Raw genomic sequence first — 16,119 nt, 5'->3', positions numbered from 1 at the left:
TTAGGCCTCGATCCCGTAGGCATCCGCCAGGTAGAATCCCTGCCTGCTCTTCGTGACCGTCACCCGGACGTGGGTGGCGGTCACGGGCGTCTCCAGGGTGATGATGCGTCGGTAACCCACGCAGCGCACGCGAGCGATTTCGCGCTCAACGTCGCCGTCGACGCATGCGGTCACCACGGCCTCGTCGATGCGCTGTCCCTGGGCGATGTCCTCCTCGAGAACGACCGCGCCAACCGCGCGCGGCGCGTCAAAGCGCAGGGCCACGACGTCACCCTCGTCCTCGCGGGATGCCTCGATCCGGCGCGAGCGGAAGTCGGCGATCTTCTCACCGAGGCGAGCGAGAACCTCGGCGTCGGCGTCGGCTAGCAGGCCGTGGCGGTTCGGGGGAACGTTCAGGAGGAACGTTGCATTGCCGCCGACCGAGCCCTTCCAGATCGAGAACAGTTCGTCGACGCTGCGCACCTGGGAGTCTTCGGCGTCGTGGTGGAACCAGCCCTTGCGTGTCGAGGTGTTGACCTCGGCGGGGTACCAGGCGAGGGGGCCAGAGTAGTGCGCCAAAGCCTCGCGCGACCCCAGGTCCTCGTCGCCGGAGGCCACCAGACGGGAGAACTCTCCATCGTCGGCCTTCTGTGATTTCTCAGCGGTGCGCTCGGCCTCGCGCAGGGATGCGGGCACAACGGACCATTCGTTGGTTCGCACCGACCCCGCCTCGTTGCCGCACCAGCGCACGTCTGGGCCGCACACGGAGATGACGGCTTCTGGTGCCAGCGCGCGAACCGTGTCGTAGATGCGTTGCCAGTCGTAGACCTGGACCTTGCCGTTGGGGCCTTCGCCGCACGCGCCGTCGAGCCAGACGGAAAACACCGGGCCGTAGTGGGTGAGCAGCTCGATGAGCTGGTTGATGTAGAAGTCGTTGTACGCCTCGCCCTGGCCGTATGTTGGCTCGGTCATGTCCCAGGGGGAGAGGTAGATGCCGAACTTGAGGCCGTGGCGCGCCGCAGCATCGGACACTTCGCGCACGAGGTCCCCGTGCCCGCCCTTCCATGGTGAGGATGCGACCGAGTGCTTCGTGTAGGCCGAGGGCCACAGGCAGAAGCCGTCGTGGTGCTTGCACGTCAGAATTACGCCGGTCATTCCGGCGCTCACGAGGGCGCGCATCCACTGATCGACGTCGACGCTGCTCGGATTGAAGAGCGCGGGATCCTCGCGGCCCTCGCCCCACTCGCGGTCCGTCATCGTGTTCATGCCGAAGTGGATGAAGGCGTACATCTCCATCTTCTGCCACTGGAGCTGACGGTGGGTGGGCCGAATATTGGCCAGGTAGTCCTCGTTGATCATGCCTATGGTTTCCGCTTGATGGCCGACGCGTCGGCCCGGCCTGCACCCTGCAGGTTCCGGAAAAAGGATAGCCTACCGCTCAGTGCGTGACCAATGTAACTGTGCGTGTCGATCCGCCCTTCTTGGTCGACTTTTCGGGGCCGTACTCAACCTCCGTCACGCGGTGTTCGCTCCCCTTCGCGTCACCCAGTGACAGTGAGTATGCGGCGTCTTCAAGGGCTTTCTCGGCCTCGTTCGTTTCCTCGGCGCCGTAGCCACCCATCCCAAGGAGGAGGCCTGTGACCGCGCCGCGCCAGCGCTTCGCGTCGTGCGAGATCACCGAGCGCTTGCCGTTTGCTTCGCGCTCGACGCGCAGTTCCCAGACGCGCGCCCACGGAGCCTTGCATGCTGCGCGATAGGGGCCGCTCCGTCCGTCGATGATGATGCGCCCGGAGGCCTCAGGGGACAGCGCCTCATCGAGGCGTGGTGCCCACCAGGTTGAGAGAACTCCCAGCTCGGGCAGCGACACGCCCATCGCGAGGCGGTGGTCGGGGATGACATCAGTGGGGGAGAGGACCCCGAAGAGACCCGAGAAAATCGAGATGTGGGACGCGCCGTCGCTTGCCCACGCTCCGGGTGCACTCTGCTCGATCGCCTCGTAGAGCACGCCGGTAAAGAGCGACGAGGCCGGGGCACAGGGAGCGGACATGAGCGCGGTGTTGACGGACAGGTCGATGCGTGCTCCGACCTTGAGGACGGCTGCTGCTTCGGGGCCGTCTCCAAGAGCCCCGAGCGTGTCGCACACGGTGCGTCGGCTTGCCGCAAGGCCAGGGCGAGACAAGGCGTTCATATCGAGAGACGGGCCTTGCGTGGGCGCGTTCTTTCCCTCCGACGGGGGCAACCAGATCAGCATGGTGACCACCCTATCGCGGGGGCACGGCCATGCGCGCTATGATCGATGCGGATCTGCCGGCTGGGCGGCCGCGCGCGGAAACGCTCGAGGAACGTCCGGGCTCCACAGGGCAGGGTGATGGCTAACAGCCACCCGGGGTAACCCGCGGGACAGTGCCACAGAAAACAAACCACCGGCGCACACGCGTCGGTAAGGGTGAAAAGGTGAGGTAAGAGCTCACCAGCGGCGCGGGCGACCGCGTCGGCTAGGTAAACCCCACCCGGAGCAAGACCGAGCAGCAGGCAGGGCGGCCCGTCCAATGCCTGCGGGTAGGTTGCTGGAGGCCGTCGGTAACGACGGTCCTAGATAGATGGTCGCCACCGCACGACCGGCAACGGCGTGCGTGACAGAACCCGGCGTATAGGCCGACAGATGCCAGAAGGACCCCGACTCGCGTCGGGGTTCTTCTGCGTCTACGCGGTATATGCTCAGGCGCTGTGCTTCGCCGCGTAGTAGGCGGCACCGACGATGCCAGCGGTGTTCAGGAGCTTCGCGGGAATCATCGGGGTCTTCAGATCCAGGAGGGGCATGAACTTCTCGTGGTTTTCGGACACGCCGCCGCCGACCACGAACAGGTCGGGGTTGAGCAGGAACTCGACGTGGCTGTAGTAGCGCTGGAGGCGCTGCGCCCACTGCTCCCAATTCAGGCCTTGGAGGGTCTTCTGACCCGAGGATGCGTTCTTCTCCGCGTCGGTGCCGTCGATCTCGAGGTGGCCGAGCTCGGTGTTGGTCAGGAGCGTGCCATTGACGATGATGGCCGAGCCGATGCCGGTGCCCTGGGTGGTGAAGACGATGACGCCGTCGCGGCCCTTGGCTGCGCCGTAGGCGACCTCGGCGATGCCCGCCGCATCCGCGTCGTTGAGCGCGACGACGGCACGGCCGAGGTAGCGCTCCATGAGCTCGTCGACGTCGACGTTGACCCACGACTGGTCGAGGTTCGCCATGTAGGGAATGACGCCGCCAAAGACGGGGGCAGGGAAGGTGACACCGATCGGCACGCCGACCTTCACGTCGAGTTGGTTGACGACCTCGCGGCATACTGCGGCAACAGCGTCGGGTGTCGCGGGGTTGGGTGTGGGGATTCGAACCTGATCGCCGATGTACTCTCCGGTTTCCAGATCAACGAGCGCGCCCTTGACGCCCGATCCGCCGATATCGATGCCGCATGCGACCTGAGCCATGACCCCTCCTCGGGTAATGAAATCCTGTTGTCCACGGGCCCCTGAAGCCCGTCGTACGTGAATTGTAAGGGAAACCACGAGTAATAGTGAAGCCCGCTTCAGACTGTGAGAGTCAGAAGCGGGCCTCGGCTCACGCGTATCAGGGAAGGGTAAGGATTTCGGCTCCATCCTCGGTGACAACGATCGTGTGCTCGAACTGGGCCGTGCGGGAGCGGTCAGCGGTGACGATCGTCCAGTCGTCATCCCACTGCTCCCACTCGACGGTGCCGAGGGTCAGCATCGGTTCGATAGTGAAGACCATGCCGGGCTCCATCACGGTGTTGTATGCGGGGGCGGCATCGTAGTGGGGAACGATGAGACCAGAGTGGAAGGCCTCACCCACGCCGTGCCCCGTGTAGTCGCGGACCACGCCGTAGTCGAAGCGCTTCGCGTAGGCTTCGATGACGCGGCCAATCACGTTGATTTCACGGCCCGGGCCGACGGCTTTGATGCCGCGCATCATCGCGTTCTTCGTGCGTTCGATGAGCAGGTGTGACTCCTCGTCGACTCTGCCGACCTCAAACATTGCGCACGTGTCGCCGTGGACGCCGTCCTTGTAGGCGGTGATGTCGATGTTGATGATGTCGCCGTCCTCGAGTGGACGGTCGTCGGGGATGCCGTGGCAGATGACCTCGTTGATCGAGGTACAGATGGACTTGGGGAAGCCCATGTATCCCAGGCACGACGGGTAGGCGTCATGGGCGATCAAGAATTCGTGGCCGATGCGGTCGAGTTCCTCCGTGGTGACGCCCGGTGCGATGGCGGCGCCGACGGCTTCGATCGCGCCCGCGGCGATACGACCGGCCTCACGGATCTTTGCGATGGTCTCGGGGCTCTTGATGTCCGAGGCCGTGACGCGTTCGGGTCCGTCGTGGAACATGTACTCGGGCCGCTCGATGTGCTCGGGCACGGCACGCATGGATGAGACGTGTCCCGGCTTCAGCGTGCCGAGGGGTGCTCGACGAGCGGGTGCAGATGCTTCCATGGGGTGTTCCTCCTGCGAAGGGGTGACGTCAGTCGTTCTTGTAGTTCTCGGGGCCGGGGAAGGAGCGCTCGCGCACGGCTTCCACGTAGTCGGAGGCGGCCTCGCGCAGGGCCGCTCCGAGCTGACCGAACTTGCGCACGAACGAGGGCGTCCAGTCGGAGTAGCCGGCCATGTCCGACCATACGAGGACCTGGCCGTCCGTGTTCGGGCCCGCGCCGATGCCGATGGTGGGGATGGCGAGGCTGCGCGTCAACTCGGTCGCGATTCCTGCGGGCACCATTTCGAAGACGACCGCAAAGGCCCCTGCCTTCTCGATGGCCTCAGCATCGCGGCGCAGTGCGTCGGCACCGGCTCCGCGTCCCTGCATGCGCGGTCCGCCCAGCGTGTTTTCGGACTGAGGCGTGTAACCCAGGTGTGCGCAGACGGGGATACCGGCTGAGACGAGCGCTTCGATGATGTGCGCGCGATTTTCCCCGCCCTCAAGCTTGACGGCGTGTGCCCCGGCCTTCATCAGGCGCGCGGCAGAAGCGAATGCATGCTCCGCAGAGTCCTCGTAGGTGCCAAAAGGCAGATCTGCGACGATCATGGCGCGTGAGGTCGATCGAGCGACCGCTGCGGTGGCACGCTCCATATCCTCAAGAGTGACGGGCAACGTCGAGCGATGGCCGAGAATCACGTTGCCCAGCGAATCGCCGACGAGGAGCATGTCGACGCCCGCTGCCTCAAGGATCGGCGCGGTGAGAGCATCGTAGGCGGTGAGCATCGTGAGGGGAATGCCCTCCGCTTTGGCGCGCGCGATGTGCTGGATCCGCACGCGTGGGGCGGAAAACAGGGTGGGCGTGGGCGACGAGGCCGTGGCGCCTTCCTCCGGTTGCGTTATGTGAGACACAGGATTCCTTTAGTGAGCTGATAGATGGCGCGAGAGCGCATTCACGTCTTACAGGGTAGCGCGCCCGTGGATCCGGTGAGCTGTGAGGATAGGCGAACGGGTAGGATGGTGGGCGGTGCGCGTGATGCGCGCAGTAATGACCCCAGATGGAAAGAAGAAGGAAGCAGGACATGGCTGGCAATGCCCCTGACCTTGATCCTCTTGACGAGGCAGCCGTCAACGCCGTTCGCGAGGCCGGCCTCGCCGATATCGCAGCTGCGGACTCGCTCGACGCTCTGAAGGCTGTCCGCGCCGCGATTCTCGGAGATCAGGCCCCGCTCGTGACCGCGAATCGTACGATCGGTTCGTTGGAGCCCTCGCAGCGCGGTCTCGCCGGAAAGAACCTCGGACAGGCGCGCAAAGCCCTGACTGAAGCTCTCGAGGAGCGCAAGGCTGTCCTCGCCGCCGAGCACGAGGCCCGCATGCTGGTCGAGGAGTCGGTCGATGTGACGCTGCCGACGACGCGTCGCACGGCGGGTGCGCGTCACCCCCTGGAGACCCTCATGGAAGAGGTCGCCGACTTTTTCGTGGCGATGGGCTGGGATATCGCCGAAGGCCCCGAGATTGAGCACGAGTGGTTCAACTTCGACTCGCTGAACTTCGACATCGATCACCCAGCGCGCCAGATGCAGGACACGCTCTACATCGACGGCCGTAGCGTCGGCGCCGAGACCGAGGATGGCGCTCACCTCGTGATGCGCACGCACACCTCCCCGGTCCAGTCCCACGCAATGCTGTCTCGAGGCGTTCCGCTGTACGTGGCATGCCCCGGTAAGGTTTTTCGTTCCGACGCGCTCGACGCGACCCACACGCCGGTGTTCCACCAGGTCGAGGGTCTCGCTGTCGACAAGGGGCTGACGATGGCGCATCTGAAGGGCGTCCTTGACCACTTCGCGAAGGCGATGTTTGGTCCCGAGGCCAAGACTCGTCTGCGTCCCTCGTACTTCCCGTTCACCGAGCCCAGCGCTGAGATGGACCTGTGGTTCCCCCAGAAGAAGGGTGGCCCGGGCTGGATCGAGTGGGGTGGCTGCGGCATGGTGAATCCGAACGTGCTGCGCGCGAACGGTATTGATCCCGAGGTTTATTCGGGCTTCGCGTTCGGCATGGGTATCGAGCGCACGCTGATGCTGCGCCACGGCATCGCCGACATGCATGACATCGTTGAGGGAGACGTTCGCTTCTCCCAGCAGTTCGGAGTGAATGGAAGGGGTAACTGACATGCCTATGGTCCCGCTGAGCTGGCTGGCCGATCACGTCGACGTCGCCGAAGGAACGGACGCCGCCGCCCTCGCTGCCGCCCTTGTGAAGGTTGGTCTGGAAGAGGAAGAGATTCATCCCGCGCGCGTCACCGGACCTCTCGTCGTCGGTCGCGTCCTGACCCGCGTGGAGGAAACGGCGTCCAACGGCAAGGTCGTCAACTACTGCCGCGTAGATGTCGGCGAATACAACGATGCCCCCGGTACCGGCAAGGAGCCGTCGGAGCTGCCCAGCCGCGGCATTATCTGCGGCGCTCATAACTTCGACGTCGACGACCTCGTCGTCGTCTCCCTTCCCGGCGCGATCCTGCCCGGTGATTTCCAGATCGCAGCGCGTAAGACCTACGGCCACGTCTCGGACGGCATGATTTGCTCCGCACGCGAGCTCGGTCTGGGTGAGGATCACTCTGGCATCATCGTCCTACCGAAGTTCTTCCCCGACCGTGAGATCCCCGCGGTTGGCACCGACATCGTGTCGTGGCTGGGTCTGGGTGAAGAGGTCCTGGAGATTAACGTGACCCCGGACCGCGGTTACTGCTTCTCGATGCGCGGCATTGCCCGCGAGTACTCGCACTCGACGGGTGCCTCGTTCCGCGACCCGGGCCTGCCGGGCGTTATCGCGGCCGAGCCGCCGGCTGCGAACTCCAATGGCTTCCCGGTCGTGTTCTCTGACGATGCCCCAATCCGCTGCCGCGCGGGTGTGGACCGCTTCGTCGCGCGCATCGTGCGTGGGACGAACCCCTCCGCTCCGACGCCTCGGTGGATGGTCGAGCGCCTCGAAGCTGCGGGCATGCGCTCGCTGTCCTTGGCTGTCGACATCACGAACTACGTCATGCTGGACCTTGGCCAGCCGATGCACGCCTACGATCTGGGTGCACTTGCTGCTCCGATCGTCGTGCGCCGCGCTCGCGCTGGCGAAACGCTGGTGACCCTGGACGAGGAGAAGCGTGAGCTCGACCCGCAGGATCTGTTGATCACCGACTCGCCCGAGGGCGAGGGGTCGCGCATTATTGGCATCGCAGGTGTCATGGGCGGCGCCTACTCCGAGGTCAGCGAGAACACGACTGACGTTCTGTTTGAAGCCGCGCACTTCGACGCGGTGTCCGTTGCTCGCAGCTCCCGTCGACACAAGCTGCACTCCGAGGCTGCGAAGCGTTTCGAGCGCGGCAGCGATCCCGCGCTGCCCGCCGTCGCGGCGCAGCGCGCTGTCGAGCTGCTGGTCCAGTACGGCGGTGGCACAGTCGATGAGGGCGTGACGGATATCGATGAGCGCGGCGAGGCCGTCGTCATCGCGCTGCCCGTCGGCGAGGTTGAGCGCCTCACCGGTGTGGTGCACAGTCCTGAGCGTATCGCCGAGCTGCTGCGCACGGTGGGCTGCATCGTTGAGGGACCGAAGGACGGCGTGTTCACGGTGACGGCCCCCTCGTGGCGTCCCGACCTGACCCTGCCTGCCGACCTCGTCGAGGAAGTCGCACGCCTTGACGGCTACGACAACATCCCCGTGATCATGCCGACGGCGCCGGCCGGCCACGGTCTGACGAGCGCGCAGAAGGCACGTCGACTGGCGGCTTCCACGCTGGCTGATGGGGGACTGGTCGAGGTTGAGTCCTACCCGTTTGTGTCCGATACCTGGGACCGTCAGGGCATTCCCGAGGATGATCCCCGCCGCGAGGCTCTGCGCCTGCGTAACCCCATGGCGGATGATTCGCCGTGGCTGCGTACCACGGTCCTCGACACACTCCTCGATGTCGCCGGTCGCAACGTATCGCGCTCCAATGCGGACGTCGCGATCTTCGAAGTCGCCAAGGTCGCACGTCCCGCCGGCACCGTTCCGGCTGACCTACCCAGTGCCGATGAGCGCCCCTCCGACGAGGTTCTCGCGGCGCTCGAGGCGGGTATTCCGGCTCAGCCGTGGCACATCGGTGGCGTCTTGACGGGTTCGGCCGTTCCGGCTGGCGTCCTGGCGAACGCCCGTGCCTTTGATTGGGCGGACGCGCTGGAGTACGTGCGTCGTGTGGCCTCCGCTCTCGGCGTGCGCGTCGAGGTCACCCGCGCCTGGATGGATCAGTTGCCCGCGCACAAGGGTGCTCCGATGCCCGCTCCGGCAACGGATCCGGCTGCGGTTGCGCCCTTCCACCCCGGACGCGTCGCGCGCGTGTTCGTGCGTGCCGGTCGCGACCTCGTGGATGTTGCCCTTGCAGGTGAGCTGTCGCCTGCCGCGTGCCGAGCTTTCGGACTTCCCGCACGTTCGTGCGCCTTTGAGATCGATATGGATGCTCTCATCTCCCAGATGAGCGACCAGCCCATCCAGGTCAAGGGCGTGTCGACGTTCCCGCTCGCCAAGGAAGACATCGCTCTCGTCGTGCCCTCGGATATTCCCGCCTCACGCGTCGAGCAGATCGTGCGCCAGGGTGCCGGTCAGCTTGCGGAGTCCGTGACCCTCTTCGATATCTACGAGGGCGACCAGGTACCCGAGGGTTATCGTTCCCTCGCGTTTGCGCTGCGTCTGCGCGCGGCTGATCACACGCTGACCGCGAAGGAATCGTCGCAGGTTCGTGAGCAGGTCGTCGCGAAGGCAGCCAAGGTATTGGGCGCATCCCTGCGCGCCTAACCAATTCCTAGCGCTCGGCCGGTCGAATCGGCGGTGTGGCACCCCACTCATTTGGGGTGTTGTGCCCACCGATTCGACCGGTCTTCGCTTTACCATTGGTACATGCACATCCTTGTTACTGCAGCATCAAAACACGGGGCGACGGACGAAGTCGCCGACGCCATTGCGAAGCGTTTGGAGGCGGCGGGCTTCACCGTCGACCGTCTTGCGCCCGCAGATGTGACCACGGTCGATCCTTATGATGCTGTGGTCGTTGGCTCTGCTGTGTACATTCTTCAGTGGATGCCCGAGGCGCACGAATTTATGGAGCGTTTTCAGGATCAGCTGCGTGACAAGCAGGTCTGGGCTTTCTCTGTCGGCATGAACGGCGTCCCCAAGCATTCTGAGCAGGACGGTAACCGTGTTGGACCTCTACTCACGCACGTGAATTGTCGTGAGCTGCGCACGTTCCCGGGGCGCTACAAGCCGTCGCTGCTGTCGCTGCGTGAACGTTCGATCGCGCGCCTGGCTGGCGTGGTTGAAGGCGACTTCCGCGATTGGGATGCTATCAATGCGTGGGCTGATGACATCGCAGCCCAGCTGCGCGACTGACAGTTTTAACAGTGAGCGGGTGAGGGAATTCCCTCACCCGCTTGCTTATTTATATGCATCATGGTGTATAATAATGCATATGAGTGCAACACCTGCGTTTCCGAGCACGAAGAGTGCGCGGCACGAGATGATTCGAGACCTTCTGGCGGCTGAGTCCATCGGTAGCCAGGAGGGTCTGCGCGCCCGCCTGGCTGAGCGTGGCATTGATGTCACCCAGACGACTCTATCCCGTGACCTCATGGACCTGCGCGCGACGAAGATTCGCGATGCGTCAGGCACTCTCATCTACACGGTGCCCGATCACGATGGCGGTCTCACGCACGACGCTGAAGCGGCCAACGTTCGCCTCGCGCGCTGGTGTCAGCTTCTCCTTGTCACCTCCGTGAAGGTGGGGAACCAGCTGGTCCTGCGTACGCAGGTCGGGGCGGCGAACCTCCTCGCCTCCTCAATCGACGCAGTCAGGCGCGACGAGATTGCTGGAACGATCGCCGGTGATGACACAATCCTCGTCATTTGCCGCAGCGAAGAAGGCGCGGCCGAGGTGGAACGTGCCTTGTTGGCCCTCGCAGAACCTGGTGCACTCCCCGAAAACTAGCCCCTGCCTCGTCCTAGCGAGTGTGCGGGCACCACGAACCCAACAATTGGAAGGAACCTACATGTCGAGCAAAGATCGCGTCGTCCTGGCGTATTCAGGCGGTCTGGACACCTCTGTCGCTATCGGATGGATCGGTGAACAGACGGGCCGCGAGGTCGTCGCTGTTGCTGTTGACGTCGGCCAGGGTGGCGAGGACCTTGAGGTTATTCGTCAGCGTGCGCTCGATTGTGGAGCCGTTGAAGCGTACGTTGCGGATGCGCGCGACGAATTCGCGACCGAATACTGCATGCCTGCGCTGAAGGCAAACGCCCTCTACGAAGGCAAGTACCCCCTCGTGTCGGCGCTGTCGCGTCCCGTCATTACAAAGCACCTTGTGAAGGCTGCGCGTGAGTTCGGTGCGACGACGGTCGCACATGGTTGCACGGGTAAGGGCAACGACCAGGTCCGCTTCGAGGTCTCGATTACCTCGATGGCGCCCGACATGGACTGCATTTCCCCGGTTCGTGACCTCGCCTTGACGCGTGACGTCGCGATTGAGTACGCCGAGAAGCACAATCTGCCGATTGAGACGACGAAGCACAACCCGTTCTCGATCGACCAGAACGTTTGGGGCCGCGCGATCGAGACCGGTTTCCTCGAGGACCTGTGGAATGCTCCGACGAAGGACGTCTACAACTACACTGATGATCCGACCTACCCGCCGCTGCCCGACGAGGTCGTCATCACGTTCGACAAGGGCATTCCCGTCGCCATCGACGGCCGACCGGTGACGCCGCTCGAGGCCATCCAGGAGATGAACCGCCGCGCTGGCGCTCAGGGTATCGGCCGTATCGACATGGTCGAGGATCGTCTGGTCGGTATCAAGTCCCGTGAGATTTACGAGGCTCCCGGTGCCGTTGCGCTCATCGAGGCACACCAGGCGCTCGAGTCGGTCACGCTGGAGCGGATGCAACGCCGCTACAAGCGTCAGCTTGAGCAGACGTGGGGCGAGCTGGTCTACGAGGCGCAGTGGTACTCGCCGTTGAAGAAGTCGATGGATGCCTTCATTGAGCACACCCAGCAGTATGTCTCCGGTGATATCCGCATGGTGCTCCACGGTGGTCGCGCGACCGTGAACGGACGCCGTTCTGAGTCCTCTCTGTACGATTTCAACCTGGCGACCTACGAGACCGGCGATACCTTCGATCAGTCCTCGTCGCGTGGCTTCATCGATATCTACGGCCTGCAGTCGAAGCTCGCTGCGGCTCGCGACGTGCGCTTCGGCGTGAACATGGGCTTCTGAGCGTTTGGTTGAGGGCGTTCTCACAGAGAATGTCTCAGTTGGGTTTCAAGAGGCGGGAGCGGCGAGAATGCTGCTCCCGCCTCGCTTAGTGTTTCGTGTATGACGTATGAGGCGAGCACTGTGAGCGATGCCGTGGGGAGCGACGGAGATGATGCCCTGCGCACGCGCATGATGCGCTACACGGTTGCTGCAATGTTTTTCGCCGGCTTTGCCGGTAAGGGAATTCGTGGCATCTTCGGCGATATTGGTTCGCTCATGCCGATGCTGATTCTGCTTGTATCCTTCGTTGTGCTCTTCCGTATCTCGGGCCGCTCACTGTTGCTCCGTCGCTTCCCGACGACGACATGTCTGTTCGTTGCGTGGTGTGCGCTCTCGTGCGCATGGTCGGTGGCGCCGTTGCTCAGTGCCGAATACACCGTTTTGTCGGTGTCCCTGACGCTTGTGTCGATAGCCGTGGCCGTTGCACTGCCGCTCACGGAGCTCGTTGGTGCGTTGATTCTGGCATTCCAATGGATCATCGGCTCTTCTTTCGTTCTCGAGGCGTTGGTTGCCTTTTTCGGGCACGGTCCTCTGGCTCCCCCGATCATGTGGGGGAGGGGTCTCCTCCCCGCCTCGTACTACTGGATCGATGGCCTGCTCCTGAAGGGAGGCCCCATTCAGGGCTTTCCTGGCAACAGGAACCCCCTGGCGTTTGTCGCGCTACTGCTGGCGGTGTGCCTGATTCTTCGCTACATGCAGACGAAGCGGTCTCGCCTTGCGACATTCTTGTGGCTTGCCGCATGCGGCGTCGTCCTGTTGCTGACGCAATCTGCGACGGTTGCTCTCTCGACGGTTGGATGCCTGCTCGTGATTGCGGGGCTCGTCGTTCAACGTCGGGTTCCGGAGCGTCTGCGCCTGCGTGTTGTCGGCGGTTTCGCGGGTCTTGGTGTCCTCACTGCGATTGCGGCGTTCTTCTGCCGCCACATAATCGCTGATGCGTTCGGTCGCAGTCCCGACATGAGCGGACGCTCAGTCATTTGGCATTCCGTTGCGCCGCTCATCGCGCAGCGGCCGATCGGTGGCTGGGGATGGTTCATCGGCTGGCCGACGCAGATGGAGCCTTTCGCGTCGCTCGTTATCCGTCCCGACGGGACGCCCACCAACCAGGCGCATAATGTCTACGTCGAGGCAGCTCTGACAACGGGCTTCGTCGGAGCCACCCTGATCACCGTGGCGATTGTTTGGACGCTCTACCGGGTGGTTAAAGTGGCAGTTGCGCACATCGACGATAACCTGTGGGACGTCATCCCTGCGGTGATCATCATCGCGATGTTCATTCAGTCATTCACTGAGTCGAGGTTGCTCTTCGAGGGTAACTGGATGCTCTTTGTCATGATCGCGACGTGGGTGAAGGTGCGCGGGGAGGTTCCCGTGGTGTGGCCTTCGGCGGCTCGCCAGCATCTCGAATATTCTTAAAACATAGAGACAATACCGTCGCTCGACCCAGGAGGAACCTCATGTCGCAGTCCGAAACGCACGTCTCCCTGTGGGGTGGCCGTTTTTCCGGAGGGCCCTCACAGGCCCTTGCTGCGCTGAGCGTGTCCACGCACTTCGACTTCCGCCTGGCGCACGTGGATATCGCTGGCTCGCATGCGCATGCTGATGAGCTGCATCGTGTTGGTCTGCTGACTGACCAGGAATGCGCGGATATGCATGACGCTCTCGCGCGCCTGGAAGCGGATGTCTCATCGGGTGCGTTCGTGCCCTCCGTCGACGACGAGGACGTGCATACCGCGCTGGAGCGTGGCTTGATTGAACGTGCGGGCGCCACGCTGGGTGGCAAACTGCGAGCTGGCCGCTCCCGTAACGACCAGATCGCGACGCTGATTCGTGTGTACCTGCGCGAGGAGGCCCGTCACCTGGCGGGTCGTATCCTGGATATCGCGCAGGCGCTGCTCGGTCAGGCGGTGCGCGCCGGGGATGCGGTGATGCCGGGTCGTACGCACATGCAGCATGCGCAGCCCGTTCTCGTTGCGCATCATCTGATGGCGCACGTGTGGCCGCTGCTGCGCGACGTGGCACGCCTGCGTGACTGGGATAAACGCGCAGCGATCTCCCCGTATGGCTCCGGTGCTCTGGCCGGCAACACGCTCGGTATGGATCCCCGCCGGATTGCTGGCGCACTGGGCTTTTCCGATTCCGTTGAAAACTCGATCGACGGTACTGCCTCGCGTGACGTTGTCGCCGAGTTCTCCTTCGTGTGCGCCCAGATGGGCATCGATATTTCGCGCCTGTGCGAGGAGATCGTCATCTGGAATACGAAGGAGTTTGGCTACGTGACGCTGGACGACTCGTACTCCACGGGTTCGTCGATCATGCCTCAGAAGAAGAATCCTGACGTTGCGGAGCTTGCCCGCGGCAAGGCCGGCCGCCTGATCGGCGATCTGACCGGTTTGCTCGCGGTCCTCAAGGGCATTCCGCTCGCGTACGATCGCGATCTCCAAGAGGACAAGGAGCCGGTGTTCGATCAGATCGACACCCTCGACGTTCTCTGTCCCGCTGTCGCTGGCATGATCGACACGATGACCATTCATCTTCAGCGTCTCGAGGAGCTCGCGCCGCAGGGCTTTTCGCTCGCCACTGACATCGCGGAGTGGCTCGTCAAGCAGGGGGTTCCGTTCCGCGACGCGCACGAGATCTCCGGTGCGTGCGTGCGCCTGGCCGAGGCCAGGGGAGTGGAGCTCGCCGATCTGACCGACGAGGAGCTCGCCCAGGCCTCGTCGTCGCTGACCCCCGAGGTGCGCTCCGTGCTCACCGTCGAAGGCTCCGTGGGCGCGCGCCTGGGCCGTGGCGGTACTGCCCCCGAGCGGGTGCGTGAGCAGATCGCCGAGGCCGAGGCTGGCCTGCGCGAAGCACGCACGTGGGCGGCGTCGGCGCTTCGTTAACACCCCTACTCGCAAGCCGATACACTAAGACGGTATTCATCCGTCGACTCCGCAAGGAAGGACAACTTTCGTGACAGATATCCTGGACGAACTGCAGTGGCGTGGGCTGCTCGCTCAGCACACCGACCTCGAGGCTCTTCGTGAGCACCTGAACGCCGGACCTGTCACCTTCTATTGCGGCTATGACCCGACTGCTCCTTCTCTTCATCACGGCCACCTCGTGCAGCTGATCGTCATGCGCCACCTGCAGCTCGCTGGCCATCGGCCGCTCGCGCTCGTGGGCGGTGCGACTGGGCAGATCGGTGACCCGCGCCAGAGCGGCGAACGCCAGCTCCAGTCGACCGAGGTCGTCAAGGGATGGGCGGACCGCCTGCGTTCGCAGATCTCTCGCTTCCTTGATTTTGAGGGACCCGCAGCTGCGACGATGGTGAACAACCTGGACTGGACCCAGGAGATGAGCGCCATCGATTTGCTGCGCACGATCGGCAAGTACTTCCGTGTGGGCACGATGCTCAACAAGGATATCGTCGCGCGTCGCATCGCATCGGATGAGGGTATCTCCTACACGGAGTTCTCCTACCAGGTACTCCAAGCCAACGACTTCCTTGAGCTCTACCGTCGCCACGGGTGCACGCTTGAGACCGGCGGCAACGACCAGTGGGGCAACATGGTCGGCGGTGTCGACCTGATCCGTAAGGTTGAAGGCGTTGACACCCATGTCATGACGACCCCGATCATCACGAAGGCGGACGGCACGAAGTTCGGTAAGTCCGAGGGCGGCGCCATCTGGCTCGACCCGGAGATGATGACCCCGTACGCCTTCTACCAGTTCTGGCTCCAGGTCGCGGACGATGATGTCGTGCGCTTCCTGAAGATCTTCACGTTTAAGTCGCGTGAGGAGATCGAGGCACTGGCTGTTGAGGTGGCCGAGCGTCCCCACCAGCGCGCTGCGCAGAAGGCCCTCGCTGCCTCCGTCACCGAGCTTGTGCACGGCAGCGAGCAGCTTGAGCGCGTTCTGGCGGCGACCGATGCCCTCTGGGGTGGCGGTGACATCCGGGATCTGGACGAGGCTACCCTGGCAGCTGCGACCGCTGATCTTCCGCGTGCGTCGGTCACCATCGGTGAATCGACCGTGGCCGATGCTCTCGTTGCTCTCGGTTTCGAGAAGGGAAAGACGGCTGCACGTCGCACGATCTCGTCCGGTGGTGCCTCCATCAACAATGTGAAGGTGGGGGATCCCGAGGCCGTTCTACGTGAGGAGGACGTGCTTGCGGGTGGACTGGCTCTCATTCGTAAGGGCCGCAAGAACCTCGCCGTGCTCGAACTGAGCTAACGCTTCCAAATCAGAGGGCGTCCGATGTGCATTGGACGCCCTCTTTTCGTTGTGTTTGTTGGGTTTGTGGGGTGTGTGGTGGGGGTCACGGTGTTTTGGTTTGACTTTGGGTGTGGGGGTGAGTA

At 63.7% G+C, this 16,119-nt stretch carries 13 protein-coding genes and 1 other RNA gene; 9 read left to right on the top strand and 5 right to left on the bottom strand.

Annotated elements, in window-relative coordinates; genetic code table 11:
* Positions 1-1,338, bottom strand: coding sequence for an alpha-L-fucosidase (locus tag O3656_RS00070; protein WP_500062051.1), 1,338 nt, complete (start codon positions 1,336-1,338; stop codon positions 1-3).
* A gap of 79 nt (positions 1,339-1,417) precedes the next feature.
* Complete coding sequence (locus O3656_RS00065) at positions 1,418-2,230, bottom strand: YaaA family protein (protein WP_500062050.1); 813 nt, start codon at positions 2,228-2,230, stop codon at positions 1,418-1,420.
* Positions 2,231-2,282: 52 nt separating this feature from the next.
* Between O3656_RS00065 and rnpB the strand changes: the two genes are divergently transcribed.
* Positions 2,283-2,646, top strand: an RNA gene (rnpB, locus tag O3656_RS00060) — RNase P RNA component class A.
* Positions 2,647-2,697: 51 nt separating this feature from the next.
* On the opposite strand, the gene ppgK is transcribed toward rnpB, so the two are convergent.
* The 3 genes from ppgK to panB all read right to left on the bottom strand — a co-directional run bounded on the left by ppgK (position 2,698) and on the right by panB (position 5,363).
* A complete protein-coding gene (gene ppgK / locus O3656_RS00055) occupies positions 2,698-3,450 on the bottom strand; it encodes a polyphosphate--glucose phosphotransferase (RefSeq protein ID WP_500062049.1) in 753 nt (250 codons plus the stop codon).
* Between the two features lie 139 nt (positions 3,451-3,589).
* Positions 3,590-4,474 (bottom strand): type I methionyl aminopeptidase, encoded by an 885-nt coding sequence (gene map / locus O3656_RS00050; protein WP_500062048.1) that lies wholly within the window; start codon positions 4,472-4,474, stop codon positions 3,590-3,592.
* Between the two features lie 28 nt (positions 4,475-4,502).
* Positions 4,503-5,363 carry a 3-methyl-2-oxobutanoate hydroxymethyltransferase gene (gene panB / locus O3656_RS00045; protein WP_500062047.1) on the bottom strand — a complete coding sequence of 287 codons (861 nt, stop codon included), beginning with the start codon at positions 5,361-5,363 and terminating at the stop codon, positions 4,503-4,505.
* Positions 5,364-5,533: 170 nt separating this feature from the next.
* Between panB and pheS the strand changes: the two genes are divergently transcribed.
* The 8 genes from pheS to tyrS all read left to right on the top strand — a co-directional run bounded on the left by pheS (position 5,534) and on the right by tyrS (position 15,994).
* A complete protein-coding gene (pheS, locus tag O3656_RS00040; RefSeq protein WP_500062046.1) occupies positions 5,534-6,619 on the top strand; it encodes a phenylalanine--tRNA ligase subunit alpha in 1,086 nt (361 codons plus the stop codon).
* A gap of 1 nt (position 6,620) precedes the next feature.
* Entirely contained in the window at positions 6,621-9,269 is a 2,649-nt protein-coding gene (pheT, locus tag O3656_RS00035; RefSeq protein ID WP_500062045.1) for a phenylalanine--tRNA ligase subunit beta, read from the top strand.
* A gap of 102 nt (positions 9,270-9,371) precedes the next feature.
* Entirely contained in the window at positions 9,372-9,860 is a 489-nt protein-coding gene (locus O3656_RS00030) for a flavodoxin domain-containing protein (RefSeq protein WP_500062044.1), read from the top strand.
* A gap of 73 nt (positions 9,861-9,933) precedes the next feature.
* Positions 9,934-10,455 carry an arginine repressor gene (argR, locus tag O3656_RS00025; protein WP_500062042.1) on the top strand — a complete coding sequence of 174 codons (522 nt, stop codon included), beginning with the start codon at positions 9,934-9,936 and terminating at the stop codon, positions 10,453-10,455.
* A 61-nt stretch (positions 10,456-10,516) separates the two neighbouring features.
* On the top strand, positions 10,517-11,737 hold the full coding sequence (locus tag O3656_RS00020; RefSeq protein WP_500062041.1) for an argininosuccinate synthase: 1,221 nt from the start codon (positions 10,517-10,519) through the stop codon (positions 11,735-11,737).
* A gap of 99 nt (positions 11,738-11,836) precedes the next feature.
* A complete protein-coding gene (locus O3656_RS00015; protein WP_500062040.1) occupies positions 11,837-13,192 on the top strand; it encodes an O-antigen ligase family protein in 1,356 nt (451 codons plus the stop codon).
* Between the two features lie 41 nt (positions 13,193-13,233).
* The gene (gene argH / locus O3656_RS00010) at positions 13,234-14,661 is read left to right on the top strand and encodes an argininosuccinate lyase (RefSeq protein WP_500062039.1); all 1,428 of its coding nucleotides are present in this window, start codon (positions 13,234-13,236) and stop codon (positions 14,659-14,661) included.
* A 70-nt stretch (positions 14,662-14,731) separates the two neighbouring features.
* The gene (gene tyrS, locus O3656_RS00005) at positions 14,732-15,994 is read left to right on the top strand and encodes a tyrosine--tRNA ligase (protein WP_500062038.1); all 1,263 of its coding nucleotides are present in this window, start codon (positions 14,732-14,734) and stop codon (positions 15,992-15,994) included.
* The last annotated feature ends 125 nt before the right edge of the window (positions 15,995-16,119 follow it).

It is taken from the genome of Pauljensenia sp. 27098_8_83 (genome assembly GCF_041432695.1).
Classification (GTDB): domain Bacteria; phylum Actinomycetota; class Actinomycetes; order Actinomycetales; family Actinomycetaceae; genus Pauljensenia.
This window is presented reverse-complemented; position numbering and strand designations above follow the sequence as displayed.

Bases quoted from the DNA above. Each gene is read 5' to 3' on its own strand.
- O3656_RS00070 (WP_500062051.1), bottom strand. From the start codon at position 1,338: ATGATCAACGAGGACTACCTGGCCAATATTCGGCCCACCCACCGTCAG.
- O3656_RS00065 (WP_500062050.1), bottom strand. From the start codon at position 2,230: ATGCTGATCTGGTTGCCCCCGTCGGAGGGAAAGAACGCGCCCACGCAA.
- ppgK (WP_500062049.1), bottom strand. From the start codon at position 3,450: ATGGCTCAGGTCGCATGCGGCATCGATATCGGCGGATCGGGCGTCAAG.
- map (WP_500062048.1), bottom strand. From the start codon at position 4,474: ATGGAAGCATCTGCACCCGCTCGTCGAGCACCCCTCGGCACGCTGAAG.
- pheS (WP_500062046.1), top strand. From the start codon at position 5,534: ATGGCTGGCAATGCCCCTGACCTTGATCCTCTTGACGAGGCAGCCGTC.
- pheT (WP_500062045.1), top strand. From the start codon at position 6,621: ATGCCTATGGTCCCGCTGAGCTGGCTGGCCGATCACGTCGACGTCGCC.
- O3656_RS00030 (WP_500062044.1), top strand. From the start codon at position 9,372: ATGCACATCCTTGTTACTGCAGCATCAAAACACGGGGCGACGGACGAA.
- argR (WP_500062042.1), top strand. From the start codon at position 9,934: ATGCATATGAGTGCAACACCTGCGTTTCCGAGCACGAAGAGTGCGCGG.
- O3656_RS00020 (WP_500062041.1), top strand. From the start codon at position 10,517: ATGTCGAGCAAAGATCGCGTCGTCCTGGCGTATTCAGGCGGTCTGGAC.
- O3656_RS00015 (WP_500062040.1), top strand. From the start codon at position 11,837: ATGACGTATGAGGCGAGCACTGTGAGCGATGCCGTGGGGAGCGACGGA.
- argH (WP_500062039.1), top strand. From the start codon at position 13,234: ATGTCGCAGTCCGAAACGCACGTCTCCCTGTGGGGTGGCCGTTTTTCC.